The 25,239-nt window shown below is 57.3% G+C and carries 25 protein-coding genes; all 25 read right to left on the bottom strand.

All coding sequences use genetic code 11. The annotated features are described in order from the left end of the window. Positions 1–9: 9 nt before the first annotated feature. The 25 genes from LINBF2_RS11230 to aroB all read right to left on the bottom strand — a co-directional run bounded on the left by LINBF2_RS11230 (position 10) and on the right by aroB (position 25,237). Positions 10–885, bottom strand: a complete 876-nt coding sequence (locus tag LINBF2_RS11230) for a D-hexose-6-phosphate mutarotase (RefSeq protein WP_281888943.1) — start codon at positions 883–885, stop codon at positions 10–12. Then, positions 878–1,618 carry a 1-(5-phosphoribosyl)-5-[(5-phosphoribosylamino)methylideneamino]imidazole-4-carboxamide isomerase gene (gene hisA, locus LINBF2_RS11235; protein ID WP_281888945.1) on the bottom strand — a complete coding sequence of 247 codons (741 nt, stop codon included), beginning with the start codon at positions 1,616–1,618 and terminating at the stop codon, positions 878–880. Before hisA ends, LINBF2_RS11230 begins: the two co-directional genes overlap by 8 nt. 14 nt (positions 1,619–1,632) lie before the next feature. After that, positions 1,633–2,283 (bottom strand): imidazole glycerol phosphate synthase subunit HisH, encoded by a 651-nt coding sequence (gene hisH / locus LINBF2_RS11240; protein WP_281888947.1) that lies wholly within the window; start codon positions 2,281–2,283, stop codon positions 1,633–1,635. Continuing rightward, positions 2,280–2,885, bottom strand: a complete 606-nt coding sequence (hisB, locus tag LINBF2_RS11245) for an imidazoleglycerol-phosphate dehydratase HisB (RefSeq protein ID WP_104797007.1) — start codon at positions 2,883–2,885, stop codon at positions 2,280–2,282. The genes hisH and hisB overlap by 4 nt, the downstream gene beginning before the upstream one ends. Next, complete coding sequence (hisC, locus tag LINBF2_RS11250) at positions 2,882–4,012, bottom strand: histidinol-phosphate transaminase (protein WP_281888950.1); 1,131 nt, start codon at positions 4,010–4,012, stop codon at positions 2,882–2,884. Before hisC ends, hisB begins: the two co-directional genes overlap by 4 nt. Before the next feature lie 6 nt (positions 4,013–4,018). Further along, positions 4,019–5,332: a histidinol dehydrogenase gene (gene hisD / locus LINBF2_RS11255; protein WP_281888952.1), complete on the bottom strand. Its 1,314-nt coding sequence runs from the start codon at positions 5,330–5,332 to the stop codon at positions 4,019–4,021. A gap of 25 nt (positions 5,333–5,357) precedes the next feature. Beyond that, complete coding sequence (gene hisG, locus LINBF2_RS11260; RefSeq protein WP_104797166.1) at positions 5,358–5,996, bottom strand: ATP phosphoribosyltransferase; 639 nt, start codon at positions 5,994–5,996, stop codon at positions 5,358–5,360. A 5-nt stretch (positions 5,997–6,001) separates the two neighbouring features. Next, entirely contained in the window at positions 6,002–7,279 is a 1,278-nt protein-coding gene (gene murA / locus LINBF2_RS11265) for a UDP-N-acetylglucosamine 1-carboxyvinyltransferase (protein ID WP_281888954.1), read from the bottom strand. An 8-nt stretch (positions 7,280–7,287) separates the two neighbouring features. After that, on the bottom strand, positions 7,288–7,533 hold the full coding sequence (locus tag LINBF2_RS11270; protein WP_104797010.1) for a BolA family protein: 246 nt from the start codon (positions 7,531–7,533) through the stop codon (positions 7,288–7,290). 10 nt (positions 7,534–7,543) lie between these two features. After that, a complete protein-coding gene (locus tag LINBF2_RS11275) occupies positions 7,544–8,323 on the bottom strand; it encodes an ABC transporter permease (protein ID WP_104797167.1) in 780 nt (259 codons plus the stop codon). Next, complete coding sequence (locus tag LINBF2_RS11280) at positions 8,323–9,246, bottom strand: ABC transporter ATP-binding protein (protein WP_104797011.1); 924 nt, start codon at positions 9,244–9,246, stop codon at positions 8,323–8,325. Before LINBF2_RS11280 ends, LINBF2_RS11275 begins: the two co-directional genes overlap by 1 nt. 87 nt (positions 9,247–9,333) lie before the next feature. Continuing rightward, positions 9,334–9,621 (bottom strand): STAS domain-containing protein, encoded by a 288-nt coding sequence (locus LINBF2_RS11285; protein WP_281888958.1) that lies wholly within the window; start codon positions 9,619–9,621, stop codon positions 9,334–9,336. 3 nt (positions 9,622–9,624) lie between these two features. Beyond that, positions 9,625–10,266, bottom strand: a complete 642-nt coding sequence (locus LINBF2_RS11290) for an ABC transporter substrate-binding protein (protein WP_281888960.1) — start codon at positions 10,264–10,266, stop codon at positions 9,625–9,627. A gap of 44 nt (positions 10,267–10,310) precedes the next feature. Then, positions 10,311–11,069, bottom strand: coding sequence for a VacJ family lipoprotein (locus LINBF2_RS11295; protein ID WP_281888962.1), 759 nt, complete (start codon positions 11,067–11,069; stop codon positions 10,311–10,313). Next, positions 11,066–11,545, bottom strand: coding sequence for an outer membrane lipid asymmetry maintenance protein MlaD (mlaD, locus tag LINBF2_RS11300; RefSeq protein ID WP_281888964.1), 480 nt, complete (start codon positions 11,543–11,545; stop codon positions 11,066–11,068). Before mlaD ends, LINBF2_RS11295 begins: the two co-directional genes overlap by 4 nt. 15 nt (positions 11,546–11,560) lie before the next feature. Further along, entirely contained in the window at positions 11,561–12,337 is a 777-nt protein-coding gene (gene mlaE, locus LINBF2_RS11305; RefSeq protein WP_104797016.1) for a lipid asymmetry maintenance ABC transporter permease subunit MlaE, read from the bottom strand. Next, the gene (locus LINBF2_RS11310; RefSeq protein ID WP_281888966.1) at positions 12,334–13,167 is read right to left on the bottom strand and encodes an ABC transporter ATP-binding protein; all 834 of its coding nucleotides are present in this window, start codon (positions 13,165–13,167) and stop codon (positions 12,334–12,336) included. The genes mlaE and LINBF2_RS11310 overlap by 4 nt, the downstream gene beginning before the upstream one ends. An 85-nt stretch (positions 13,168–13,252) precedes the next feature. Further along, positions 13,253–14,734, bottom strand: coding sequence for a glutamate synthase subunit beta (locus tag LINBF2_RS11315; RefSeq protein ID WP_281888967.1), 1,482 nt, complete (start codon positions 14,732–14,734; stop codon positions 13,253–13,255). Between the two features lie 29 nt (positions 14,735–14,763). Further along, positions 14,764–19,479 (bottom strand): glutamate synthase-related protein, encoded by a 4,716-nt coding sequence (locus LINBF2_RS11320; RefSeq protein WP_281888968.1) that lies wholly within the window; start codon positions 19,477–19,479, stop codon positions 14,764–14,766. Between the two features lie 114 nt (positions 19,480–19,593). Next, positions 19,594–20,301, bottom strand: a complete 708-nt coding sequence (locus LINBF2_RS11325; protein ID WP_281888970.1) for a transposase — start codon at positions 20,299–20,301, stop codon at positions 19,594–19,596. Between the two features lie 34 nt (positions 20,302–20,335). Beyond that, entirely contained in the window at positions 20,336–21,196 is an 861-nt protein-coding gene (locus LINBF2_RS11330) for an SAM-dependent methyltransferase (protein ID WP_281888971.1), read from the bottom strand. A gap of 3 nt (positions 21,197–21,199) precedes the next feature. After that, positions 21,200–21,775, bottom strand: coding sequence for a DUF1415 domain-containing protein (locus LINBF2_RS11335; RefSeq protein ID WP_281888972.1), 576 nt, complete (start codon positions 21,773–21,775; stop codon positions 21,200–21,202). Further along, a complete protein-coding gene (locus tag LINBF2_RS11340; protein ID WP_281888974.1) occupies positions 21,768–22,985 on the bottom strand; it encodes an MFS transporter in 1,218 nt (405 codons plus the stop codon). Before LINBF2_RS11340 ends, LINBF2_RS11335 begins: the two co-directional genes overlap by 8 nt. Before the next feature lie 21 nt (positions 22,986–23,006). Next, on the bottom strand, positions 23,007–24,140 hold the full coding sequence (locus tag LINBF2_RS11345) for a deoxyguanosinetriphosphate triphosphohydrolase (RefSeq protein WP_104797023.1): 1,134 nt from the start codon (positions 24,138–24,140) through the stop codon (positions 23,007–23,009). Next, complete coding sequence (gene aroB / locus LINBF2_RS11350) at positions 24,137–25,237, bottom strand: 3-dehydroquinate synthase (RefSeq protein WP_104797024.1); 1,101 nt, start codon at positions 25,235–25,237, stop codon at positions 24,137–24,139. The genes LINBF2_RS11345 and aroB overlap by 4 nt, the downstream gene beginning before the upstream one ends. Between the last annotated feature and the right edge of the window lie 2 nt (positions 25,238–25,239).

Consider the following 25,239-nt stretch of genomic DNA (forward strand, 5'->3'; position numbering starts at 1 on the left):
AAGAGTTCTTCAAGAAACGGTCAAACGCTGCCAGCCAACCCATTGGCCACCAGCAGGAATCGAGATGGGGTCAAACACCTGCGCGGCTTCCACGCACACCATGCGCGCAAAGCCGTGGGCGGGCATGTCGGCCAGTGCGGCGCATTTGCCTTCGCCCGGGTTCCACACCACCGAGTTGGCCCATGAGGGGCTTTGTTCAATTTGCAGGGTGCTTGTGCCGTCTTGCAGGTGCAGTGGGTTTGACGATGCGCTTTCACCCCATGAGTACACGCGGTCAAACTCGCCATCAAAGTACAGCGCCTCGTCGGCTAGGCCATGCACGTCGGCCACGGCGTCCCACTCGGGGCGGCCGCCTAGGCCACGCAGCTCGGTCAGGTCAATATCGTCCACCGCAAAGTAAGTGTGCAGTGCGCCGGTGAAGTGCAATTCATTTTGCGCTTCGGTGTTGTTGACGGTCAGTGTGATGGTCAGCTGGCCTGGGGCCATCGCCACGCGCAGCTCGACCAAAAAGGCTTGTTGCCAAATGGCAAGTGTGTCGGGGTTGGTGCTGAGGGTGAAGTCGATGTGGGCAGCGTCGCCGCTGGCCACTGCCTGGCCCGAAGTCCAGTTCATGTTGCGTGCAAAGCCGTGCTTGGGCAATGTGCCGCGTTGGTTGAACTGGGGGAAGCAGACCGGCACGCCGCCACGGATGGCGGATTTGCCATCCCACAGGTTATCGGTGCTTAAAAACAAACGCTCGCGACCTTGGCTGACCCACGACAACACATGCGCGCCTTGCAGTGCCACCAGCACGGTGTCGCCGCAAGGCAAGGTCAAGCGCTGGCAGTCTTGACCTTGGTAAGAATCCACAAACGCCGCGCTACCGGCGGCTGTGGCATTAGCCATTGAGTTCGTCAGCGCGGGCTTGGGCTTTTTCAAAGTCCAAATCGCCGCTGTAAATGGCGCGACCGCAGATCACGCCTTCCACGCCCTCGCCTTCTACGGCGCACAACTGTTCGATGTCGGCCATGTTGGACAAACCGCCTGAGGCGATGATTGGGATAGAAACGGCTTGTGCCAACTTGACGGTGGCGTCGATGTTGATGCCGGTCAGCATGCCATCGCGGCCGATGTCGGTGTAGATGATGGACTCGACGCCGTAGTCTTCAAACTTCTTGCCGAGGTCAGCCACGTCGTGGCCTGTGAGCTTGCTCCAACCGTCGGTAGCCACTTTGCCGTCTTTGGCATCGAGGCCAACGATGATGTGGCCGCCAAAGGCGCTGCACGCATCGCGCAAGAAGCCGGGGTTCTTCACGGCGGCTGTGCCGATGATGACGTAGCGCAAGCCAGCGTCGATGTATTTTTCAATCGTGTCGAGGTCGCGAATGCCGCCACCCAATTGCACAGGAATGTCGTGACCCACGGCTTTCAAAATGGCTTTGATGGCCGCTTTGTTTTGGGGTGTGCCGGCGAAAGCGCCGTTCAAGTCGACCAAGTGCAGGCGACGGGCGCCTTTGGCCACCCAGTTGAGCGCCATTTGCGCGGGGTCTTCACCGAAGGTGGTGGATTGCTCCATGTCGCCTTGTTTGAGGCGCACGCAGTGTCCGTCTTTGAGGTCAATGGCAGGAATTAAATGCATGATGGCTTAAAGGTTCAAGGGTTCCAGTGCAGAAAATTGCGGAACAAGGCCAAGCCATGTGCCGCACTTTTTTCTGGGTGAAATTGTGTCGCAAAAAGATTGTCGCGGGCCACGGCACATGTAAAAAGGCTGCCGTAGTCGGTTTGTGCTGCGCTGTGCGCTGAATTGGTGGGGCGCGCGTAAAAGCTGTGCACAAAGTAAAAGTAGCTGGCATCCGGTATGCCTTGCCACAGGACATGCGGCTGAGCTTGCAACACTTGGTTCCAGCCCATTTGCGGCACTTTGAAGCGACTGCCATCGGCTTGGGTGCGGCCTGCCAAATCAAACTTCACCACCTCGCCAGGGATCAAACCTAAGCCGGGTGTGTCACCCTCGGCGCTGTGGTCGAGCATCATTTGCATGCCCACGCACACGCCAAACAAAGGCTTTTTATCGGCGGCGTCCAACACGGCCTCAAGCAAGCCCGACTCGCGCAACTCGCGCATGCAGTCAGGCATAGCGCCTTGGCCGGGCAAGACCACGCGGTGCGCGTCGCGCACCACTTGGGGGTCAGACGTGACGATGACTTCCGCATGATCCACCACTGAAGCGGCATGCATCACAGCCTGCGCCACAGAGCGCAGGTTGCCCATGCCGTAATCAACGACTGCGACTTTGTTGCTCAAAGTGAACCCTTTGTCGAGGGAATCATGCCGGCGGAGCGTGGGTCCAATTCCAAAGCAGCACGCAAGGCGCGGGCAAACGCTTTGAACACGGTCTCAGCTTGGTGATGCGCGTTCTCGCCGCGCAGGTTGTCGATGTGCAGGGTCACGAAGGCGTGGTTCACAAAGCCTTGGAAGAATTCAAACGCCAATTGGCTGTCGAACTCGCCAATCATGCCGCTCTTGAATGGCACGTGCATGACCAGACCTGGGCGGCCAGAGAAATCCACCACCACGCGGCTGAGCGCTTCGTCGAGCGGCACATAGGCGTGTCCATAACGGCGAATGCCTTTTTTGTCGCCAACGGCTTTGGCAAACGCTTGGCCCAAGGTGATGCCCACGTCTTCCACGGTGTGGTGGCCGTCGATGTGCAGGTCACCCTTGGCTTGAATGTCGAGGTCAATCAAACCATGACGCGCGATTTGGTCGAGCATGTGGTCAAAGAAACCAATGCCGGTAGAGAGCTTGGATTGGCCCGTGCCGTCGAGGTTGATCTTGACGGTGATTTGGGTCTCGGCCGTGTTGCGGCTGACTTCGGCGATGCGAACTGCTGATTGAGCGGTCATGCGGTGACTTTCGATGAAGAGAGAGCGGCTTGCAGGGCAGCCAAGAGTTGTTTGTTTTCCTCGGGCGTGCCGATGGTCAAGCGCAAGCAGTTGGCAAGCAATGGGTGCATTTTAGAAACGTTCTTGACCAGCACTTTGTGGGCCTTGAGCACCTCAAAAGCGCGGTTGGCGGCATCAGCTTCACCATTGAAACGCAACACCATCATGTTGGCTTCGCTGGCATAGGGCGTGACGCCTGCCATATGCTGCAAGGCTTTGAACAAGGCTTCACGCTCGGTACGAATGACGGCGGCTTGCTGGGCGAACACATCGGTGTGCTCCAGTGCAAACAAAGCGCATTCGGCGTTGAGCACGCTCACGTTGTACGGTGGGCGCAGCTTGTCGACCTCGTTGATGAGCGCCTGCGGGGCAATCATGTAGCCCAAGCGAATGCCAGCCAAACCGAACTTAGACAAGGTGCGCATCAGCAGCACATTGGCGTTGGTCGCTGGGTGTTGGCGAATTTCGTCGAGCCAGCTTTTGCTGGAGAAAGGCTGATACGCCTCGTCCATCACCACCAAGCCACCATAGGCGCTGACCTGTGTGATGAGGCGGCGAATGGTGTCGGCGTCCCACAAATTGGCGGTGGGGTTGTTGGGGTAGGCGATGTAAACGATGGCGGGCTCGTGCTGCGTGATGGCGTCAGACATGGCGGCTTCGTCCAGCTCAAAGTCGGGCTTCAAGGGCACGCCGATGTATTGCAAACCTTGCAACTGCGCGCTCATGCCGTACATCACAAAGCCGGGCTCTGGGGCCACCACTTTTGCATTCGGCACAGCGCAGGCCATCGACAACAAAGAAATGAGTTCGTCAGAGCCGTTGCCCAACATGAGCCCTAAGCCTGCAGGCAAATCGACATACGTCGCCAACGCATTCTTCAAGTCGTCGATGCGTGCGCCAGGATAACGGTTGACTTCCACCGCACCCAAACGCGCGCCCAGCTGGGCCTGCAATTCGGGCGAGAGGGTGAATGGGTTTTCCATCGCGTCGAGCTTGACCATGCCCACCGAGTGCTGCACGGCATAGGCGTGCATGGCTTGGACGTCGGGGCGAATGAAACGCAGGGCCTTGTCCGTTTGATTCGTCATATCTGATCAGTCTTTCTTCAAACGGAACTCAGCCGCCATGGCGTGGGCTTGCAAGCCTTCACCATAGGCCAACACTGCGGCAATCTTGCCCAGTGTTTGTGCGCCCTGCTCGCTCACCTCGATCAAGCTGCTGCGCTTTTGGAAGTCGTACACGCCCAAGGGCGAGCTGAAACGCGCCGTGCCGCTGGTGGGCAACACGTGGTTGGGGCCCGCGCAGTAGTCGCCCAAGCTTTCGCTGGTGAACGCGCCCAAGAAGATCGCACCCGCGTGCTTGAGCAGCGGCTCCCACTTGTGTGGCTCGTTGCTCGACACCTCCAAGTGCTCGGGCGCAATGCGGTTGCTGATGGCGCACGCCTCTTCCATGCTGCGGGTGTGGATGAGCACACCACGGCCGTTGAGGGACTTTTCGATGATGTCTTTGCGCGGCATTTGCGGCAGCAAGCGCTCGATCTCGGTTTGCACACGGTCGATGTACGCAGCGTCTTGGCACAGCAACACGCTTTGCGCCAACTCGTCGTGCTCGGCTTGGCTGAACAAATCCATGGCCACCCAATCGGCCGGCGTGGAGCCATCGGCCAACACCAAAATTTCGCTGGGGCCTGCAATCATGTCGATGCCCACTGTGCCAAACACGCGGCGCTTGGCAGCGGCTACGTAGGCGTTGCCGGGGCCGGTAATTTTGTCTACCGCTGGCACAGTGGCTGTGCCGTAGGCCAACGCAGCCACGGCCTGTGCGCCACCGATGGTGAATGCACGGCTCACGCCGGCCACATAGGCAGCGGCCAAGACGAGTGGGTTCTTCTCGCCCTTGGGCGTTGGCACAACCATGATGATCTCTTGCACGCCTGCAACGTGCGCAGGAATGGCGTTCATCAACACGCTAGATGGATAAGCGGCTTTGCCACCGGGCACATAGATGCCCACGCGGTCGAGCGGCGTGACTTTTTGACCCAGCAACGTGCCATCGGCATCGCGGTAAGTCCAGCTTTCGCCGCTGGCTTTCTTTTGCGCCTCGTGATAGCTGCGCACGCGTGCAGCGGCGGCTTGCAAGGCGTCGCGTTGCTCGGCAGGCAAACCATCGAACGCGGCTTTGAGTTCTTTTTGCGTCAGCTCTAACGCGGCCATGCTGTCGACCTTCAGACCGTCAAAGCGCTCGGTGTATTCGAGCACGGCAGCGTCGCCACGCTTTTGCACGTCGGCCAAGATGTCGGCCACGCGTTGCTCGATGGCCGCGTCGGTGTCGGCAGACCAATGCAGACGCGCTTTGAACTCAGCTTCAAAGGTGGGGCTGGTGGTCGAGAGACGAAGCGGTTTGGCCATCTTGTGTACGTTTGTAGTGAAAGGTTTATTTGGCAAGTGCGGCAGAGAAGGCATCAATGATGCGGCGAATGTCGGCCTGCTTCATCTTGAGTGCTGCTTGGTTGACCACCAAGCGCGAGCTGATGTCCATGATGCGCTCAACTTCCACCAAGTGGTTGGCTTTGAGTGTGTTGCCGGTGGACACCAAGTCAACGATGGCATCGGCCAAGCCGGTGAGCGGGGCCAATTCCATGGAGCCATAGAGCTTGACCAAGTCGACGTGCACACCTTTGGTGGCGAAGAAGTCACGCGCGATGGTGGTGTACTTGGTCGCCACTTTCAAACGCGCGCCTTGCTTGACCATCGCCGCGTAGTCGAAATCAGAACGCACGGCGACGCTCATGCGGCATTTGGCGATTTGCAAATCGAGGGGTTGATAGAGCCCATCTGTGCCATGCTCGATCAATGTGTCGAGGCCCGTCACGCCCAAATCAGCACCGCCGTATTGCACATACGTGGGCACGTCAGACGCACGCACCAACACCACGCGCACATTGGCGTGGTTGGTGGGCAAGATGAGCTTGCGAGATTTTTCTGGATCTTCGAGCACCTCAATGCCTGCGGCTTTAAGAAGCGGCATGGTTTCATCAAAAATGCGACCCTTGGAGAGCGCCAGCGTCAACATGTTGTTCATTTCACTCTTTCGATATCCGCGCCAATGGCGCGCAGCTTGGCTTCCATCTTGTCGTAGCCACGGTCCAAGTGGTAGATGCGGTCCACCAAGGTTTCACCGTCGGCCACCAAGCCAGCAATCACCAGCGAGGCAGAAGCACGCAAGTCGGTGGCCATGACGGTTGCACCCGAGAGCTTTTGGACGCCTTCAAGCACGGCCACTTTGCCGTCGATTTGGATGTGTGCGCCCAAGCGCACCAACTCGTTGACGTGCATGAAGCGGTTTTCAAAAATCGTTTCTGTCACCTTTGATGCGCCCTTGGCAATCGCGTTCAACACCATGAACTGCGCTTGCATGTCGGTGGGGAAGCCTGGGTATTCGGTGGTGCGGAAGTTTTGTGCCTTGAGGTGTTCATACGCAGGTGCAGTGCCTTGAATGCGAATGCCCTCTGCGTTGGCAGTGACCGTTGCACCAGCATCACGCAGTTTATCGATGACCGCGTCCAAATGGTCGGCACGGGCGTGACGCAAGAACACGTCGCCGCCGGTCGCTGCCACGGCGCACAAAAACGTGCCGGCTTCAATACGGTCAGCCACCACTTTGTGGGTGCAACCGTGCAAACGCTCCACACCTTGGATGTGAATGCGGCTTGTGCCGTGGCCTTCAATCTTCGCGCCCATGGCAATGAGCATTTCGGCCAAGTCTGGAATCTCTGGCTCTTGCGCGGCGTTTTCCAACACGGTTTCGCCATCGGCCAAAGCCGCAGCCATGAGGAAGTTTTCTGTGCCAGTGACTGTCACCATGTCGGTGGCAATGCGTGCGCCTTTGAGGCGTGTGCGACCGCCGCCTAATTTGGCGACCATGTAGCCGTGGTCCACATCAATCTCTGCACCCATGGCTTGCAAGCCCTTCAAGTGCTGGTCCACAGGGCGCGAGCCAATAGCGCAGCCGCCCGGCAACGACACCTTGGCGTGACCAAAGCGGGCCAACAAGGGGCCAAGTGCGAGCACGGAAGCACGCATGGTTTTCACCAGCTCGTAGGGGGCTTCGGGGTTGTTCAAACCACCGGCGTCTAGGCTGACTGTGCCGTCGTCTGCACGCTCGGCCGTCACGCCCATGTTGCGGATGAGCTTGAGCATGGTGGCCACGTCTTGCAACTGCGGCACGTTGTGCAGCGTGACAGGCTGATCGGTCAACAAGGCTGCGCACAGCTCGGGCAGTGCCGCGTTTTTAGCGCCAGAAATCAACACTTCGCCATTGAGGGTGCGGCCGCCGCGAACGAGTAATTTATCCATAGGGGTTCTTAAGCTTTAGGAGCAGCTTGCCATTCGGCAGGCGTGTAGGTTTTCATGGACAAAGCGTGCACTTCATCGGTTTTGATTTTTTCGCCCAAGGTGGCGTAGACCTGCTGGTGGCGCTGGATGAGGCGCTTACCTTCAAACTCGGCGGACACCAAAGTGGCATACCAATGACGGCCATCGCCCTCGACGTGCAAATGCTCGCAAGGCAGGCCTGCGGCGATGATGGCTTGTAACTCTTGTGCTGTCATGGAATACCTTTTAGCCTCGGATTTTGTAACCTGTGCGCAGCAAATGCAGTGCGATGGTAGAAACCACCAACAAGCACACACCTACAACGCCCAAGCTCAACCAAGGCGACACATCGCTTTGGCCAAAGAAGCCAAAACGGAAACCGTCGATCATGTAGAAGAACGGGTTGAGGTGGCTCACGTTTTGCCAAAAGCTTGGCAGTGAGTGGATGGAATAAAACACGCCGCTCAAAAACGTCATCGGCATGATGATGAAGTTTTGGAAAGCGGCCATTTGGTCAAACTTATCGGCCCACAAGCCCGCGATCAAACCGAGTGAGCCAAGCATGAGCGCGCCGAGCACGGCAAAAGTGATGACCCACAGAGGCTGCGTAGGCATGAGCGAGAAATTGAGCACCGACGACTGCCACACAAACAGCACGCCCGCCAACAACACACCCGCGCCCACCAACAAACCGCGCACCATGGCAGACAGTGCATAGGCAAAGAACCAGCTCCAGTGCGAGAGTGGCGTGAGCAACAAGAACACCAAGTTGCCCATGATCTTGCTTTGCACCATGGACGAGGAGCTATTGGCAAACGCGTTTTGCAGCACGCTCATCATCACGAGGCCCGGAATCAAAAACGCGGTGTAGCTCACACCCTCGTACACCTGCACATGCGCTTCAAGCACATGGCCAAAAATCATCAGGTACATCACCGCCGTGAGCACGGGCGCGGCCACCGTTTGGAAACTGACTTTCCAAAAGCGCAACACCTCTTTGTAGAAGAGCATGGTCCAGCCGGTCATCATGCTTGTGCTCCTGTTTCTTCGCTTTTGTGCATCACATCGAGGAACACATCTTCCAAATCGGCTTTGCGAATTTCGACGTCTTGCGCTTGCAAGCCAGCTTCACGCACGGCTGCGAGGTAGCGCTCAATCTCCAACGCGTCATTGGCGGGGAACTGAACGATGCGGCCCGTCACCCGCGCCTTGGCAGCAAGAGCAGGTGGCAGCTCGGCATCGAGCTTGAAGCGCAGCACATTGCTAGACGCAGCTTTGAGTAACTCGGTGGTGCTATCGAGCGCCACCACTTTGCCGTTTTTCAACATGGCAATGCGGCCGCACAAAGCTTCGGCTTCTTCGAGGTAATGCGTGGTCAGCAACACGGTGCTGCCCTCGCGGTTGAGCTTGGCAATGAACTGCCACAAGGTTTGGCGCAGCTCCACGTCCACACCCGCGGTTGGCTCATCAAGCACGATGACAGGCGGCTTGTGCACCAAGGCTTGCGCCACCAACATGCGGCGCTTCATGCCGCCTGAGAGTTGGCGCATGTTGTGATGGGCTTTGTCGCTGAGGCCAAGGCTGTGCAAGAGCTCATCAATCCAGTCATCGTTGTGTTTGACGCCAAAGTAGCCCGACTGAAACTTCAAGGCTTCGCGCACATTGAAGAACGGGTCGAACACCAGCTCTTGCGGTACCACGCCCAACATGCGGCGAGCCTGGGCGGATTGGGTAGCCACATTGACGCCGTGCACCAACACCGAACCAGACGAGGCTTGTGCCAAACCGGCCAAGATGCTGATGAGGGTGGTCTTGCCCGCGCCGTTGGGGCCTAAGAGCCCAAAGAACTCGCCTTTTTGAACATCAAAACGCACGCCATCGAGCGCCTGAAACGGACCTCGGGCGGTTTGGAAAGTTTTGGAGACGGATTGGAAAGAAATAGCGGGCATAAAGTAGCCTTTGATTTTAAGGCTTTCAGCATGCCCTCTGCGATTGCCCTGACTTCGCGACACCCACAGGGACGCCTGAAACACATTTCAGTGCAGCAATGCACTCAAACCATAGACCTTGGCCAAGGCTTGGGCACGCTCAGGCAGCCCTGTGACGCGTAACTGGGCGCCTTTGGCCTGCACCGCACGGCGACAAGCCAAAACCACGGCCAAAGCCGAAGAGTCAAACTGGGTCAGGGCCGACGCATCCAACACCGCTTCACCACCACGAGCCAGCTGAGCGGTCAAAGACGCGACCAAACCATCGGCCACGGCCTGGGCTTGGGCCTGCATCAAGACAGCAGGCAAAGCGATAGAGGTGGTCAAGGTGCTCATGGCTTATTTGGATGCGCGGGCATTGGTTTTGTTGCGGTCAGCCAAGCTGGCAATCAAACCATCCACACCTTTGGCGTTGATTTCTTGTGCAAACTGGGTTTTGTAGTTCTCGACCAACCAAATGCCCATGACGTTCATGTTGTAAACCTTCCATGCGCCGTCTGCTGTTTTTTCCACACGGTAGTCGAGCTGGATGGGGTCACCTTTGCCGCGCACTTCGGTACGCACCAATACCTCTTTGTCATCAGCAGCGGCACGCAAGGGTTTGACAGCAATGGTTTGGTCACTGACCTGACCCAAAGCACCGGAGTACGTACGGACCAGCAAAATTTTGAACTCGTCTTGCAAGCGCTTTTGCTGCTCGGGTGTGGCTTGACGCCAGCCTGGGCCAACTGCAGAAGCTGTCATGCGCAAAAAGTTCACGTTAGGCATAACACGTTGGTCCACCAACACGATGATCTTGTTCACATCGCCGTTGTGGATAGATTTGTCAGATTTGATGGCATCCAAGATGTCCGATGACACGCGCTTGATGAACACATCAGCTGGCTCCTCAGCCGCAGAAACAGCGCTGGCCATACCTAGTGCAGAAGCGGCACAAAAGGCCCAAGCAGTCAAAGTACGGCGTGACAAAAAGCGATTCATGGTTTCAAACTCCAATGGGTACGTATCTTTAACGTTTGGGCCACTTATTTGGCTGACGGCGCCACAGGCTCAGCACTCGGGTCCACCAGCTCATCCTCATCGGGTGGATTGCCGTCGTACACCTGGTTGCGTCGGAATTGCAAGTAGGAATCGCGGGTGAAGCTGTACTTATCGATGGCCGCCCCGGTTAACAAGTCTGTGGTTTTCAGCAAGCTTGCACGCCTGTCCACGATGCGAGTCGCCATCGCGGCGTTGCGAACGGGCACATCGTCATATTGGCGCACGAAGTCAACTGAGGTCTCCACAGGAACCACACTGGTATCACGTACCGTCGAGGGCCCCAACAGTGGCAAAACGACGTAAGGACCGCTCGGAACACCCCAATAGCCCAAGGTTTGGCCGAAATCTTCTGGATGACGCTCTAAACCAATTTGTGTGGCCACATCAAAAAGGCCATAAATACCCAAAGTGGTATTTACCACCACACGCATCAATGACTCTGCGGTGTCGCGACCTTTGAGTTGCAAGCCGTTGTTGGCCGTCGACCAAACATCCGACAAGTTGCGAAAGAAGTTGCTCACGCCCGTTTGCACAGGCTGCGGTGTGTAGTCGCGATAGCCTGTAGCAACAGGCTTGAGCACGTTGTCATCCAAAACATCGTTGAACCTTGCCACTTGACGGTTCATCGGCTCTAACGGATCTTTCGGATTGGCATTCGGGCCTGTCGCGCAACCCGTGCTGGCCACAGCCAACGCAAGCAACGCCACGCCCAAGCCGACGCGTTTCAAAGATGCAAGCATCATTTGCCACCCTTTTCAGGCGTTGGCTCTGCGGCCTTGTTGTACAAGAACTGACTGATCAAGTTTTCCAACACCACCGCCGATTGCGTGGCCTGGATGCGGTCCCCATTGGCCAAGTTGTCAGCCTCAGAACCAGCTTCAATGCCAATGTATTGCTCGCCCAACAATCCGCTGGTGAGAATTTTCAAAGAGCTGTCTTTGGGGAATTGGTAACGGCTCTCAATGTTCATGGTCACCGTGGCTTGGAAAGTTTTGTCGTCAAACGTGACGTTTTCCACACGGCCCACCACCACGCCTGCACTCTTAACGGCTGCTTGGCGCTTCAAGCCGCCAATGTTGTCAAAGCGGCCGCTGACCGTGTAGTTGGATTGAAAATTCAAAGTCAGCAAATTGGCCGACTTCAAAGCCAAAAACAAAATAGCTGCTGCGCCCAAGAGCACGAACAGACCCACCCACACATCATTTTTGGAGCGTTGCATAGCTTCCTCGATTCATCAAATACTGAACATCATGGCGGTGAGGATGAAGTCCAACCCCAACACTGCCAACGAAGCGACCACGACCGTTTTGGTCGTGGCGCGCGAAACACCTTCGGGCGTGGGCTGGGCTTCATAGCCTTGCAGCAGCGCCACAAACGTGACGGTCACGCCGAACACGATGCTCTTGACCACGCCATTGCCCACGTCTTTCCACACGTCAACGCCGCCTTGCATCTGGCTCCAGAACGAGCCGGCGTCTACGCCAATCATCAACACACCCACCATCCAACCGCCCAAAATACCCACGGCGCTGAACACGGCCGAGAGCAAAGGTAAAGCGATGATGCCACCCCAAAAGCGTGGGCCCAAGATGCGGCGCACGGGGTCGACCGCCATCATGTCCATGGCGCTGAGCTGCTCGCCCGCTTTCATCAAACCAATTTCAGCAGTGAGCGATGTACCGGCGCGGCCCGCAAACAATAAGGCGCTCACCACGGGGCCAAGCTCGCGCACCAAACTCAAGGCCACCAACAGGCCCAAAGCTTCTGACGAGCCATAACGCTGCAAGGTGTAGTAGCCCTGCAAGCTGAGCACAAAGCCCACAAACAAGCCCGACACCGCAATGATGGCCAACGAATAGTTGCCCAAGAAATGCACTTGGTCACGCACCAAGCCAAAGCGGCGCATGTTGCTGCCAAACTCTGAAATCAGGCGCACAAACAAACGGGCACCCAAGCCCAGACCAGCCAAGTAACTGCGAACCGCAAAGCCTAGGTTTTCCACAAACTTCATTGCTCACCCTCCACACCAAAGTCTTGCGCCACGGATGGGCCTGGGTAGTGGAAACGCACAGGGCCGTCAGGCGCTGCAGTGACAAACTGTTTCACCAAAGGATCGTTGCTGTGACGCACTTCGTCGGGTGTGCCTTGCGCGGCAATCTTGCCGTTGGCCAACACGATCACTTGGTCGGCGATGTGAAAGGTTTCATCCAAATCGTGCGACACGATGACGCTGGTGAGGCCCAAGGTATCGTTGAGCTGGCGAATCAAACGCGCAGCAGTACCGAGAGAAATCGGGTCCAAGCCAGCGAAGGGTTCGTCGTACATGATGAGTTCTGGATCGAGTGCCATGGCACGCGCCAAGGCCACACGGCGGGCCATACCACCTGAGACTTCGCTGGGCATCAAATCACGTGCGCCGCGCAAGCCTACGGCTTCGAGCTTCATCAGCACGATATCGCGAATCATGGGCTCGCTCAAGTCGGTGTGTTCGCGCAGCGGGAAAGCCACGTTGTCAAACACACTCAAGTCGGTGAACAAAGCACCAAACTGAAACAGCATGCCCATTCGACGACGCACGGCGTACAAATCGGTGGGGTTGAGTGGGGCCACTTCTTGACCATCAAACGTGAGACTGCCCGACTGCGCGCGGTATTGGCCACCGATCAAACGCAGCACCGTGGTTTTGCCACCACCCGACGCACCCATGAGTGCCGTGACTTTGCCGCGTGGCACGGTCAGCGTGATGCCATCCAAGATGAGGCGCTCGCCGTAGCCAAAGCGAATGTCGCGCAGCGCCACCAACGCATCAGGGTTTGTATTTAAGGGGGAAGTGGTATTCATAGAAGAAAAAGCTGGCCTGTTCATGAAACAGACCAGCCCTTGTCATTCTAAATGCAAGCCATTACAGGCTTGTAAAGATGAGAAGTTAGCGAGGCAGATCGCTTGCGCCCATCAAGAACTCGTCCACCGAACGCGCAGCCTGACGGCCTTCGCGGATCGCCCACACGACCAAAGACTGACCACGGCGGATGTCGCCCGCAGCAAACACTTTGGATACGTTAGTGGCATAGCCGCCAGTGAACTCGGTCGTTGCTTTGGCATTGCCGCGTGCGTCTTTCTCAACGCCGAAGCCGTCCAAAATGGTTGCTACAGGGTTCACGAAACCCATCGCCAGCAACACGAGGTCGGCTTTGATGATTTCTTCAGTGCCCGCCACTTCGACCATCTTGCCGTCTTTCCATTCAACGCGAACGGTCTTGACGCCCGTGACTTTGCCGTTTTCGCCGACAAACTCTTTGGTAGAGATAGCGAATTCACGCTTGAGCAAACCCTTCTCAGAGCTCTCGTCGTGGCTAGAGCTGGTGCGCAGCTTCAGTGGCCAGTAAGGCCACACCATCGGTTTGTTCTCATGCTCGGGTGGCATAGGCATCACTTCGAACTGAACCACACCGGCAGCGCCGTGGCGTGTGCTGGTGCCCACGCAGTCAGAGCCGGTGTCGCCACCGCCGATGACCACCACATGCTTGCCGTCAGCGCGCAATTGGTCTTTGACCTTGTCGCCGCCGTTGACCTTGTTTTGCTGTGGCAAGAACTCCATCGCGAAGTGAATGCCAGCCAAGTCGCGGCCAGGTGCTGGCAAGTCGCGAGACTGCTCAGAGCCACCGGTCAACAACACAGCGTCAAAGTCTTTTTGCAGTTGTGCGGGGCTGATGGTTTCTGTGGCCCAGTTGGTGACCTTAGAACCCTTTGGCAACTCGCCCACCATCACGTTGGTACGGATGGTCACGCCTTCAGCTGCTAGCTGCTTGGCTCGGCGGTCGATGTGCGACTTTTCCATCTTGAAGTCTGGAATGCCGTAGCGAAGCAAGCCACCAATGCGGTCGTTCTTTTCGAACAAGGTCACGTCGTGACCGACGCGAGCCAACTGCTGTGCAGCAGCCATGCCGGCAGGGCCTGAGCCCACGACGGCAACCTTTTTGCCCGTCTTATGCTTGGCGGGCTTAGCGACCACCCAGCCTTCATTCCAAGCTTTGTCGATGATGGCGTGCTCGATGGACTTGATGCCCACCGCGTCGCCATTGAGGTTCACCACGCAAGCAGCTTCGCAAGGTGCGGGGCAGATGCGGCCGGTGAACTCGGGGAAGTTATTGGTGCTGTGCAGCACGTCAATCGCGTTTTTCCAATCGCTTTGGTACACCAACTCGTTGAAGTCCGGAATGATGTTGTTGACAGGGCAGCCGTTGTTACAAAACGGTGTGCCGCAGTCCATGCAACGGGCAGCTTGGTCTTTGGCTTGTTTGTCGTCCAAACCAATCACAAATTCGTCGTAGTTCTTCAAGCGCTCTTTGACGGGCTTGTAGCCCTCTTCGATGCGCTCAATTTCCATAAAGCCAGTGACTTTTCCCATGATTCAAATCCTTTTGCTTGTGCTTTGCGTTACTTGGCAGCGACGGCTTTTTTGGCCGATGCGGCTGGAGCCTTAGCAGTCTTGGCTGCGTTCAACTCGCCCAAGGCACGCTTGTATTCGTTGGGGAACACTTTGACAAACTTGGCACGTGCGGTGTCCCAGTTGTCCAGCAATTCGCGGGCGCGCTTGGAACCCGTCCAACGGTGGTGGTCTTCGAGCAACTTCTTGAGTTGTGCTTCGTCGGTTTGGTCACGGTGCCAAATGGCGCGTGGCAAGGTTTCTTCCTGCTGCGCAGCGGTCAACACTTTTTCCATGGAGACCATGGCGGTGTTGCACTTCTTGTCGAACTGGCCGTCTTCGTCGTACACGTACGCCACACCGCCGCTCATGCCCGCAGCGAAGTTGCGGCCGGTTTTACCCAACACCGCGACTGTGCCGCCTGTCATGTATTCGCAACCGTGGTCGCCTGTGCCTTCGACAACGGCAGTCGCGCCAGACAAACGCACAGCAAAACGCTCACCAGCCACGCCAGAGAAGAACGCTTCACCGCGTGTCGCGCCAATCATCACGGTGTTACCCACGATGATGTTGTTGACCGCGTCGCCACGGAAATCGATGCTAGGACGAACCACCACGCGACCGCCTGAGAGGCCTTTGCCGGTGTAGTCGTTGGCGTCACCAATGAGGTACAGCGTGATGCCGTTGCACAAGAACGCGCCGAACGATTGACCGCCCGTGCCTTCGAGTTGGATGCGGATGCTGTCATCTGGCAAACCTTCTGGGTGCACCTTGGTCACAGCGCCTGACAACATCGCACCGACTGAACGGTTGACGTTGCGGGCCACTTCCATGAACTGCACCTTCTCGCCGCGCTCAATGGCAGGCTTGGATTTCTCGATGAGTTTTTGGTCCAATGCTTTTTCCAAGCCGTGGTCTTGCTTGTCCACGTGGTAGCGAGGGATCTCTGGGCCCACTTGAGGCACAGCCAACAAGCGAGCGAAGTCGAGACCAGAGGCTTTCCAGTGTTCGATGCCAGCGCGCATGTCGAGCAAGTCGGCGCGGCCAATCATGTCGTCAAACTTCTTGATACCGAGTTGCGCCATGATTTGGCGCACTTCTTCAGCGATGAAGAAGAAGTAGTTGACGACGTGCTCAGGCTTGCCTGTGAACTTCTTGCGCAACTCTGGGTCTTGTGTGGCCACGCCAACAGGGCACGTGTTCAAGTGGCACTTGCGCATCATGATGCAGCCCTCAACCACCAGCGGTGCGGTGGCAAAGCCAAACTCGTCAGCGCCGAGCAAAGCACCCACAGCCACGTCGCGGCCAGTTTTCATTTGGCCATCGGCTTGCACGCGCACGCGGCCACGCAAACCGTTCAACACCAAAGTTTGTTGGGTTTCGGCCAAACCGATTTCCCAAGGTGAACCGCAATGTTTGATGGAAGACCAAGGCGATGCGCCTGTGCCGCCATCGTGGCCAGCGATCACCACGTGATCGGCCTTGCACTTGGCAACGCCTGCGGCAATCGTGCCCACGCCGATTTCAGCCACCAACTTCACGCTGATGTCAGCGTGAGGTGCAACGTTCTTCAAGTCATGGATCAGCTGAGCCAAGTCTTCGATCGAATAGATGTCGTGGTGTGGCGGAGGCGAAATCAAGCCCACGCCTGGCACGCTGTAACGCAGCTTACCGATGTACTCAGACACTTTCGCGCCTGGCAACTGACCACCTTCACCAGGCTTCGCGCCTTGGGCCATCTTGATCTGAATTTGGTCAGATGAAGACAGGTATTCAGCGGTCACACCAAATCGGCCAGAAGCCACTTGCTTGATGCGTGAACGCAGGCTATCACCCGCCAGCAAAGGCATGTCCACTTCGACCACATCGTTGCCGATGATGGTTTTGAGTGTGTCGCCTTGTTTGATTGGGATGCCTTTGAGTTCGTTGCGGTAACGCGCTGGGTCTTCACCGCCCTCACCCGTGTTGGACTTGCCGCCAATGCGGTTCATCGCCACGGCCAAAGTTGCGTGTGCTTCGGTAGAGATAGAACCGAGCGACATCGCGCCTGTGGCGAAACGCTTGACGATTTCAGTGGCTGGCTCAACCTCGTCCACCGAGATGGCTTTGGATGGGTCAATCTTGAAATCGAACAAACCGCGCAAGGTCAGGTGACGCTTGTTTTGGTCGTTGACGATTTGTGCGTACTCTTTGTACGTGCTGAAGTTGTTCGAGCGTGTGCTGTGCTGCAACTTGGCAATCGCATCAGGCGTCCACATGTGCTCTTCGCCACGGGCGCGCCAAGCGTATTCGCCACCAGCGTCGAGCATATTGGCCAACACAGGTTTTTCGCCAAACGCATCATGGTGCATGCGAATGCCTTCTTCGGCCATTTCGAAAATGCCGATACCTTCCACGCGGCTAGGTGTGCCGGTGAAATACTTTTGCACAGTTTCGGTGTTGATACCGATGGCTTCAAACAACTGAGCGCCGCAGTAAGACATGTAGGTCGACACGCCCATCTTGGACATGATCTTCGACAGGCCTTTGCCGATGGCTTTGATGTAGTTGTAAATGGCTTTGTCGGTCGACAAATCAGCTGGCAAATCTTTGTGCAGATTGGCCAATGTTTCGAGCGCGAGGTAGGGATGCACGGCTTCTGCGCCGTAGCCTGCCAACACGGCGAAGTGATGCACTTCGCGGGCGCTGCCAGTTTCCACCACCAAACCAGCCGTGGTACGCAAGCCTTCGCGCACCAAGTGTTGGTGAATCGCAGACAAGGCCAACACAGCAGGAATTGCCACCTGAGTGGCGCTCACAGCGCGGTCGCTGATGATGAGGATGTTGTGACCGCCTTTGATCGCGTCCACAGCTTCAGCGCACAACGACGCCAACTTGGCTTCGACGCCGTCGTGGCCCCAAGCCAATGGGTAAGTCATGTCGAGCGTGGCGCTCTTGAACTTGCCGTGTGTGTACTGTTCGATGTCACGCAACTTGGCCATGTCGGCGAAGTCCAGCACGGGCTGGCTGACTTCCAAACGCATGGGCGGGTTGACTTGGTTGATGTCGAGCAAGTTGGGCTTAGGGCCCACAAACGACACCAAGGACATGACGATGGCTTCACGGATCGGGTCGATCGGTGGGTTGGTCACTTGCGCGAACAACTGCTTGAAGTAGTTATACAGCGGTTTGTTTTTGCTAGACAACACAGCCAATGGGCTGTCGTTACCCATCGAGCCAATGCCCTCTTCGCCGTTGATGGCCATAGGCGCCATCAAGAACTTGATGTCTTCTTGGCTGTAGCCAAAGGCTTGTTGACGGTCGAGCAATGACACATCGCTGGCTTGGGCGGCTTCGCCTTCGTGGCCTTTGACGTCATCGAGCTTGATGCGTACGTTTTCAATCCATTGCTTGTAGGGCTTGGTGTTGGTCAGGCCAGCTTTGAGTTCTTCGTCGTCGATCATGCGACCCTGTTCGAGGTCGATCAAGAACATCTTACCGGGCTGCAGACGCCACTTGCGAACAATCTTGCTCTCAGGCACTGGCAACACGCCAGACTCAGAACCCATGATGACCATGTCGTCGTCGGTGATGCAATAGCGTGAAGGACGCAAACCGTTACGGTCCAGCGTCGCGCCGATTTGGCGACCGTCAGTGAACACGATAGAAGCTGGGCCGTCCCATGGCTCCAACATTGCTGCGTGGTATTCGTAGAAGGCCTTGCGGCGCTCGTCCATGGTCGTGTGGTTTTCCCATGGCTCGGGAATCATCATCATCACGGCTTGGCTGATGGGGTAGCCAGCCATCGTCATCAATTCGAGGCAGTTGTCAAAGGTGGCGGTGTCGGATTGGTCAGCGAAGCTGATGGGGTAGAGCTTTTGCAAGTCATCGCCCAACACGGGGGAAGACATCACGCCTTCGCGGGCCTTCATCCAGTTGTAGTTGCCTTTGACGGTGTTGATCTCGCCGTTGTGCGCCACATAGCGGTAAGGGTGAGCCAATGGCCATTCAGGGAAAGTGTTGGTTGAGAAGCGTTGGTGCACCAAACCGAGGGCAGACACGCAGCGCTCGTCGGTCAAGTCGCGGTAATAAGTACCGACTTGGTCGGCCAGCAACAAGCCTTTGTAAATGATGGTGCGGCTAGACATGCTAGGCACGTAATACTCTTTGCTGTGCTTCAAGTTCAAGTGCTGAATCGCGGCGCTGGCTGTTTTACGGATGACGTACAGCTTGCGCTCGAGGGCGTCTTGCACGATCACGTCATTGCCGCGACCGATGAAGATTTGGCGAATGACCGGCTCTTTTTCACGCACGCGTGGAGACATGGGCATGTCGAGGTTGACCGGCACATCGCGCCAGCCCAACAGCACTTGACCTTCGGCTTTGACAGCACGGTCGAGCTCTTGCTCGCAAGCCAAGCGCGACGCGCTTTCTTTAGGCAAGAACACCATACCCACGCCGTACTCGCCGAGCGGGGGCAAGGTCACGCCCTGCTTGGCCATCTCTTCGCGATACAAAGCATCGGGCAGTTGAATCAAGATACCTGCGCCGTCGCCCATGAGTGCATCAGCACCCACAGCACCACGGTGGTCGAGGTTTTCCAAAATTTTGAGCGCTTGACCCACGATGGCGTGGCTCTTTTGACCCTTGATGTGAGCAACAAAGCCCACGCCACAGGCGTCGTGTTCGTTAGATGGGTCGTACAAACCCTGAGATTGCAGTTGTGCTTTATCGGCAGCCGTAGACATGCGCATTCCTCAAAAATTCAGCGGGACGTGAAGAATACTGCATTGCAGCATCTATGCCAAGAAAATTAATTGGGGTCAGAACCCAATTAATTGAATCTCAATTTTGGTAATTATTTAATTGGGGACAGGTTTATTCACCTTGCTGGATGGTCGTCCTGCCTTGGTTTTGACCAAACGCCTTTCAGTTTGCGTCTGCAAATCGGCCACAAAACGCTCATCCCCCAGCGCCCAACCACTGAGCGTGGCGTCGGTCAATGCACCCTGCTGGTCCGCGCTGATGCCTGCGTGCACCAATTCGGCGTATGCCGCCTCACGCGCGAACGGCGTGTTGCCCAAGCCCCAAACCAGCGCATGAGGCGTGATGAGCCTGTCGATGCGATGCCCTGCGTAGTGCCCGTAGCTAGACCACACGTAATCCTCAGGCCGCGCCACCATGTGCGCGCGCACGGGGTTGAGGTCGATGTAGGCCATGCAGGCCAGCAAGTAACGATCAGTCTGAATGAGCGTGGAGCGGTAGCGCCCTTCCCACAATGTGCCGGTGCGGGTGTGCACTTTGTTGAACACCTGCACATAGCTGCGGCCCAAGGCTTGCATCATTTTGGGCAGGCCCTGGTCTTCTTGCGGCGTGAGCAGCAAATGCAGGTGGTTGCCCATCAGGACATAGGCGTGAATGTCGACCTTGTGCGCGCGACTGTGCTCGAACAACAAATCGAGCATGCGCTGGTAATCAGCGGTGCTGCGAAAAATGTCTTGTCGGTTATTGCCCCGCAGGATGACATGGTGCGGGTAGCCGGTGACGGTGAGACGAGGGAGGCGAGCCATCTGCTGATGGTAATTCGAACCTGACCCCGATTAATTAAGCACCAACTTTGAATCGCGTCTCAGCCAACTCTTGCAAGCCAAACTCTTCCAGCAAAGCTGCCAACCGTTCAGCCGAGCTACGCTTTTTCTGCCCCGTGTACTTGGCCAAGATGAGTTCGTTTTTCATGCTGTGCTCCCAGCCCACCAGCTCGGTCACGGTCACTTGGTAGCCCATCGCTTCTAGGTACAGACAGCGCAGCACGTTGGTGAGCTGGCTGCCCATCTCACGCGTGTGCAACGGGTGACGCCACAGCTCAGCCAGCGGTGTGCGCTGCAAGTTGAGCGCTTTGTTTTTGTTGAGCGCGCGGGCCAACTCAGCTTGGCAGCACGGCACGAGCACCATGTATTTAGCTTTCTTTTGCAAGCCAAACGCAATCGCGTCGTCGGTGGCCGTGTCGCAGGCATGCAGCGCGGTGACTACATCAATTTGGTCGGGCAAAGCATCGCTGTGTGCGGACTCGGCCACGCTGAGGTTAAGAAACTTCATGCGCTCAAAGCCCAAGCGTTGCGCGAGTGCTTTGGACGATTCGACCAACTCGCTACGCGTCTCGATGCCGTAAATACTGCCCTGCCCCAAGGCTTTGAAAAACAAGTCGTAAATGATGAAACCTAAATACGACTTGCCCGCGCCGTGGTCGGCCAAGGTGTGGCCTTGCTCGCTGGCGGGCAGTTCTTTCAAAAGCTTTTCGATGAACTGAAACAGGTGATACACCTGCTTGAGCTTGCGGCGTGAATCTTGGTTCAGCTTGCCGTCGCGGGTGAGGATGTGCAGCTCTTTGAGCAATTCGATGGACTGGCCAGGGCGCAGGTCGAGGTCTAGAGATTTGGGTGCTGCGGCTTGTTTGTGTTTGGACATAGCTTAATTGTGCAGTCGAGAAGCGATGCCCAGCTTGCTCCAGCCTTCATGCCCCAACTTATTCAACACCTCAATGTTGCGCTCAAAGATGAGCGACGCATCGGGATAGGCCTCCACAGCTTTGTCAATGCTGGCTTCGCGCAACAAGTGCAGCGTAGGGTATGGCGTGCGGTTGGTGAAGTTCTCAATGTCCTCCACCTCCGTGCCGCCAAATTGGTAGAGCGGATGGAAGTCAGCCACTTGCAGCACGCCGTCTAGCTCTAGGTCCATCAGCACTTCGTCGCAGTCGGCCAAGAAATCGTTGAAGTCCAAAAAGTCGGGCAAGGCGTTGGGCGCTATCAGGAGCGTGGTGTCTAGCTTGTCTGGATCGGACTCGGCCAAGTGCTGCAATTCTTCGCGCAGCATGGCAAGCACATCGGCGGGCTCGGCAGATGCGCACACACGGTAGCGCACCATGTCTTTGACGACCACCGCTTTGGCGAAGGGGCAAAGGTTCAAGCCCACCACGGCTTCTAACAGCCACTTTTGCGTGTCTTCGATGACGATGCGTTCTTGGTCTGCATTAAATGTGTCAGTCATGTTTTTCTTTCTTGTGCAACGCACGGCCAATGAAGTGCGCCAAAACCGCACCCGCCAAACTGAGCGTGGCAGTGACGGTCCACGTCCACTGCCAGCCACCTGCGCTGGCTGCCACCCAAGCCACCATGGGCGGGCCTGCAAACTGGCCCAGCGCTGATAGCTGTTGCATGTAGCCCACGGTGGTGGAGACCGTGCCTTCGCTGGGAGCCAAACGCAAGGCGCACGAAAACAGAGTGCCGGGAATCAAACCGCCCACGGCCGAGAACATCACCACGCACGCAAAGCGCAACGAGGTGGGCAAGCCTTCGCCCTGCCACACGGCATATGCGCCAACAGCGCCCAAGGTCATGCAAGCAAAACCGATAGAGAGCAAACGCTGCGCAGGCCAACCGCGTTGCAGCAAACGGCCCGACATGATGTTGCCGCTCACATTGGCCAACGCCACGCAAGCCGACAACACGCCCGCCGTGCCCGCCGTTAAACCTAACTCGGCATAGACCGTGGGCAAAAAGCCCACCACGGCCAGCCACTGCGATGAATACACCGCAAACGTGAGTGCGACCAACCAAGGGCCGGGGCTTTGAAGGGTGAGCGCCAATCGCTTGGGCCATGCGTCATTGGCAGCGTTGTGTGTGGGTGCTGGCTGCTGCACATCGGGCACGCACAACCAAACGGCCACCCAAGCCAACGCGGCCACTGCACCCAGCAGCCACCACCACGCGGACCAGTTCAAACCCGCAATAACCCAAGGACCCAACAGCAGCGCCAGCGCACTGCCCGTGGGCATGTACGTACCCCACCAGCCCATGCGGCCGCTGAGCTGCGATGCATCCACCGTGCGGCGAATGAGCGCGGGCGCAGGCATGACGACCAGCAAAAAGCCCAAGCCTTCTAATGCGCGTAAGAACAACAAGCCACTGGCATCGGCCACAAAGCCACCACTGATGCTGGCGACTGACAACAGTGCCAAGCCGACCAACATGCTGCGGCGCAGGCCCAAACTATCAGCACTGAGCCCAACAGCAAGGCCGAGCGTCATGCTGGCCACTTGCACCGCAGACAGCAAGAAACCGGCTTGCACCAAAGTGATATTCAGTGCGTCTTGCAGCACCGGCAACGCAGGCGGCAGCTTGCCCACATGCAACGCAGCGCACACGCCTGCAAACACAATGACCCACGAGGGGTGGATGCCAAAGCGGTGCTTGCTCATGTGGCGTAGATGCAGCTAGGTTTATGCCGTCAAGCGTGCGTGCTCACGCGTGGCGAAACGATCAGTCATACCCGACAAGTAATCGGCCACGGCACGCGGCACATCGCTGCGCTGGGCGTAGGCGGCGGGCATTTCTTGGGGCTTGGCCAAGTAGACGGCGAACAGTTCTTGCACCATGGCGCGCGCACCGTCTGTGGTTTGCATGACCTGCGGGTGACGGTACAAATTGCGGAACAAAAACGACTTGAGCGCTTTTGACTCTTCGTACATCGCTGCACTGAACTGCACGATGGCTGGGCACTGGCGCGCTTCGTTTGCACTGGTGGGCGCGTGCTGTTGCAGCGCTGTGCGCGTGGCGTTGATCACGTCGTACACCTGATCGCTCAACATGCGGCGAATGGTTTCGTACAACACGCGGCGGCCTTGAAGCTGTGGATACTCAGCCAAAGTTTGCGCGTGATAGCGAGCAAACAACGACACGTCTTGCAGTTGTTCGAGCGTGAGCAAGCCAGAACGTACGCCGTCGTCAATGTCGTGCGCGTTGTAGGCAATGGCATCGGCCAAATTGCACAGTTGCGCTTCAAGGCTGGGCTGTGTGCCGTTCAAAAAACGGGCGGCGATGCCGTTGGGCTCATGCGCGTTGATGAGTTCGGCGTTGCGACGCGCGCAGTGCTTCAAGATGCCTTCGCGCGTTTCAAAGCTCAGGTTGAGGCCGTTGAACGCGGGGTAACGCTCTTCAAGTTCATCCACCACGCGCAAGCTTTGCAGGTTGTGCTCGAAGCCGCCATAAGGGGCCATGCATTCGTTCAGCGCGTCTTGACCGGCGTGACCGAAGGGCGTGTGGCCAAGGTCGTGTGCCAAGGCAATGGCTTCCACCAAGTCTTCGTTCAGACTCAACGCGCGCGCAATAGAGCGGCCGAGCTGCGCCACTTCCAACGAGTGCGTCATGCGCGTGCGAAACAAATCGCCTTCGTGGTTCAAGAAGACTTGCGTCTTGTAAACCAAGCGGCGAAACGCGGTGGAGTGCACGATGCGGTCGCGGTCGCGCTGATGCGGGTTGCGCACGCTGGAGGCGTGGGCGGGAAGTGAGGGTTCTGCGTGGCGGCGACCACGCGACTGTTCAGGCAGGCAGGCGTAGGGTGCTAGCTGCGTCATTGGGAACAGGAGTCATCAATGACTTGCGCCACCAAAGCGTCAGGCGCACCGCGCACAATGGCTGTGCCGGGCTTGTCGATGAGCACGAATTTGATTTCGCCTGCTTCTGCTTTTTTGTCCACACGCATGTGGTGCAGGTAAACGTCCGCGCCAAGTTTGGGGCCGACGATGGGCAAGCCTGCACGTTCGATGAGGGCGGTGAAGCGCGACACAAACGCCTCGTCCACCAAACCCAAACGTTGCGACAGGTGCGAGGCCATGACCATGCCGCAGCCCACAGCTTCGCCGTGCAGCCATTCGCCAAAGCCCAAGCCCGCCTCGATAGCGTGGCCGAATGTGTGGCCAAAGTTGAGGATGGCGCGGATGCCGCCCTCGCGTTCGTCTTGGCCAACCACCCAGGCTTTGATTTCGCAGCTGCGCTTCACAGCATGTGCCAAAGCCTTCGGGTCACGCGCCAAGAGCGCGTCGAGATTCGCATCGATCCAATCGAGAAACTGCATGTCGGCAATGGGGCCATATTTGATGACTTCGGCCAAGCCCGCGCTCATCTCGCGCTGGGGCAAGGTTTGCAAGGTGTCGAGGTCGCACACCACACGTTGCGGTTGGTAGAACGCACCAATCATGTTTTTGCCGATGGGATGGTTGATCGCCGTTTTGCCGCCCACCGAGGAGTCGACCTGTGCCAGCAAGGTGGTGGGCACTTGCACAAAGGGCACGCCCCGCATGTAGCAAGCGGCGGCAAAACCGGTCATGTCGCCCACCACGCCGCCGCCCAAGGCGAACAACACGGTTTTGCGGTCGGCGCCTTTGCCCAGCAGCTCGTCAAAAATCAGATTCAGCGTTTGCCAATCTTTGTGGCTCTCGCCATCGGGCAAGGCCACGGTGTGCACGTGTTTGTAGAGCGGTGCAAGAGCGGCTTGCAAACGCTCGGCATAGATGGGGCCCACGGTGTCGTTGGTGACGATGAGAGCAGCCGAGGCTTTGGGTAAGTTGGCCCATGTGCTGGCAGCGTTGAGCAACTGCTCGCCAATCAAAATTTGATAGCTGCGATCGCCCAAGTCAATGGCAACGCGTTCGAGGTGTGGTGTGTTCGACATGA

This window comes from Limnohabitans sp. TEGF004 (assembly GCF_027924965.1).
Taxonomy (GTDB): Bacteria; Pseudomonadota; Gammaproteobacteria; order Burkholderiales; family Burkholderiaceae_C; genus Limnohabitans.

Excerpts from the sequence above, each read along its gene's own strand:
- LINBF2_RS11285 (WP_281888958.1), bottom strand. The coding sequence starts at position 9,621 with ATGAGCACCTTGACCACCTCTATCGCTTTGCCTGCTGTCTTGATGCAG.
- LINBF2_RS11310 (WP_281888966.1), bottom strand. The coding sequence starts at position 13,167 with ATGAATACCACTTCCCCCTTAAATACAAACCCTGATGCGTTGGTGGCG.
- LINBF2_RS11340 (WP_281888974.1), bottom strand. The coding sequence starts at position 22,985 with ATGAGCAAGCACCGCTTTGGCATCCACCCCTCGTGGGTCATTGTGTTT.
- LINBF2_RS11335 (WP_281888972.1), bottom strand. The coding sequence starts at position 21,775 with ATGACTGACACATTTAATGCAGACCAAGAACGCATCGTCATCGAAGAC.
- hisA (WP_281888945.1), bottom strand. The coding sequence starts at position 1,618 with ATGCATTTAATTCCTGCCATTGACCTCAAAGACGGACACTGCGTGCGC.
- LINBF2_RS11345 (WP_104797023.1), bottom strand. The coding sequence starts at position 24,140 with ATGACGCAGCTAGCACCCTACGCCTGCCTGCCTGAACAGTCGCGTGGT.
- LINBF2_RS11280 (WP_104797011.1), bottom strand. The coding sequence starts at position 9,246 with ATGCCCGCTATTTCTTTCCAATCCGTCTCCAAAACTTTCCAAACCGCC.
- hisC (WP_281888950.1), bottom strand. The coding sequence starts at position 4,012 with ATGACGAATCAAACGGACAAGGCCCTGCGTTTCATTCGCCCCGACGTC.
- LINBF2_RS11320 (WP_281888968.1), bottom strand. The coding sequence starts at position 19,479 with ATGTCTACGGCTGCCGATAAAGCACAACTGCAATCTCAGGGTTTGTAC.
- hisG (WP_104797166.1), bottom strand. The coding sequence starts at position 5,996 with ATGTTGACGCTGGCGCTCTCCAAGGGTCGCATTTTTGATGAAACCATG.
- aroB (WP_104797024.1), bottom strand. The coding sequence starts at position 25,237 with ATGTCGAACACACCACACCTCGAACGCGTTGCCATTGACTTGGGCGAT.
- LINBF2_RS11230 (WP_281888943.1), bottom strand. The coding sequence starts at position 885 with ATGGCTAATGCCACAGCCGCCGGTAGCGCGGCGTTTGTGGATTCTTAC.
- mlaE (WP_104797016.1), bottom strand. The coding sequence starts at position 12,337 with ATGAAGTTTGTGGAAAACCTAGGCTTTGCGGTTCGCAGTTACTTGGCT.
- LINBF2_RS11325 (WP_281888970.1), bottom strand. The coding sequence starts at position 20,301 with ATGGCTCGCCTCCCTCGTCTCACCGTCACCGGCTACCCGCACCATGTC.
- LINBF2_RS11295 (WP_281888962.1), bottom strand. The coding sequence starts at position 11,069 with ATGATGCTTGCATCTTTGAAACGCGTCGGCTTGGGCGTGGCGTTGCTT.
- hisB (WP_104797007.1), bottom strand. The coding sequence starts at position 2,885 with ATGACCGCTCAATCAGCAGTTCGCATCGCCGAAGTCAGCCGCAACACG.
- LINBF2_RS11330 (WP_281888971.1), bottom strand. The coding sequence starts at position 21,196 with ATGTCCAAACACAAACAAGCCGCAGCACCCAAATCTCTAGACCTCGAC.
- LINBF2_RS11315 (WP_281888967.1), bottom strand. The coding sequence starts at position 14,734 with ATGGGAAAAGTCACTGGCTTTATGGAAATTGAGCGCATCGAAGAGGGC.
- LINBF2_RS11275 (WP_104797167.1), bottom strand. The coding sequence starts at position 8,323 with ATGACCGGCTGGACCATGCTCTTCTACAAAGAGGTGTTGCGCTTTTGG.
- hisD (WP_281888952.1), bottom strand. The coding sequence starts at position 5,332 with ATGGCCAAACCGCTTCGTCTCTCGACCACCAGCCCCACCTTTGAAGCT.
- mlaD (WP_281888964.1), bottom strand. The coding sequence starts at position 11,545 with ATGCAACGCTCCAAAAATGATGTGTGGGTGGGTCTGTTCGTGCTCTTG.
- LINBF2_RS11290 (WP_281888960.1), bottom strand. The coding sequence starts at position 10,266 with ATGAATCGCTTTTTGTCACGCCGTACTTTGACTGCTTGGGCCTTTTGT.
- LINBF2_RS11270 (WP_104797010.1), bottom strand. The coding sequence starts at position 7,533 with ATGACAGCACAAGAGTTACAAGCCATCATCGCCGCAGGCCTGCCTTGC.
- murA (WP_281888954.1), bottom strand. The coding sequence starts at position 7,279 with ATGGATAAATTACTCGTTCGCGGCGGCCGCACCCTCAATGGCGAAGTG.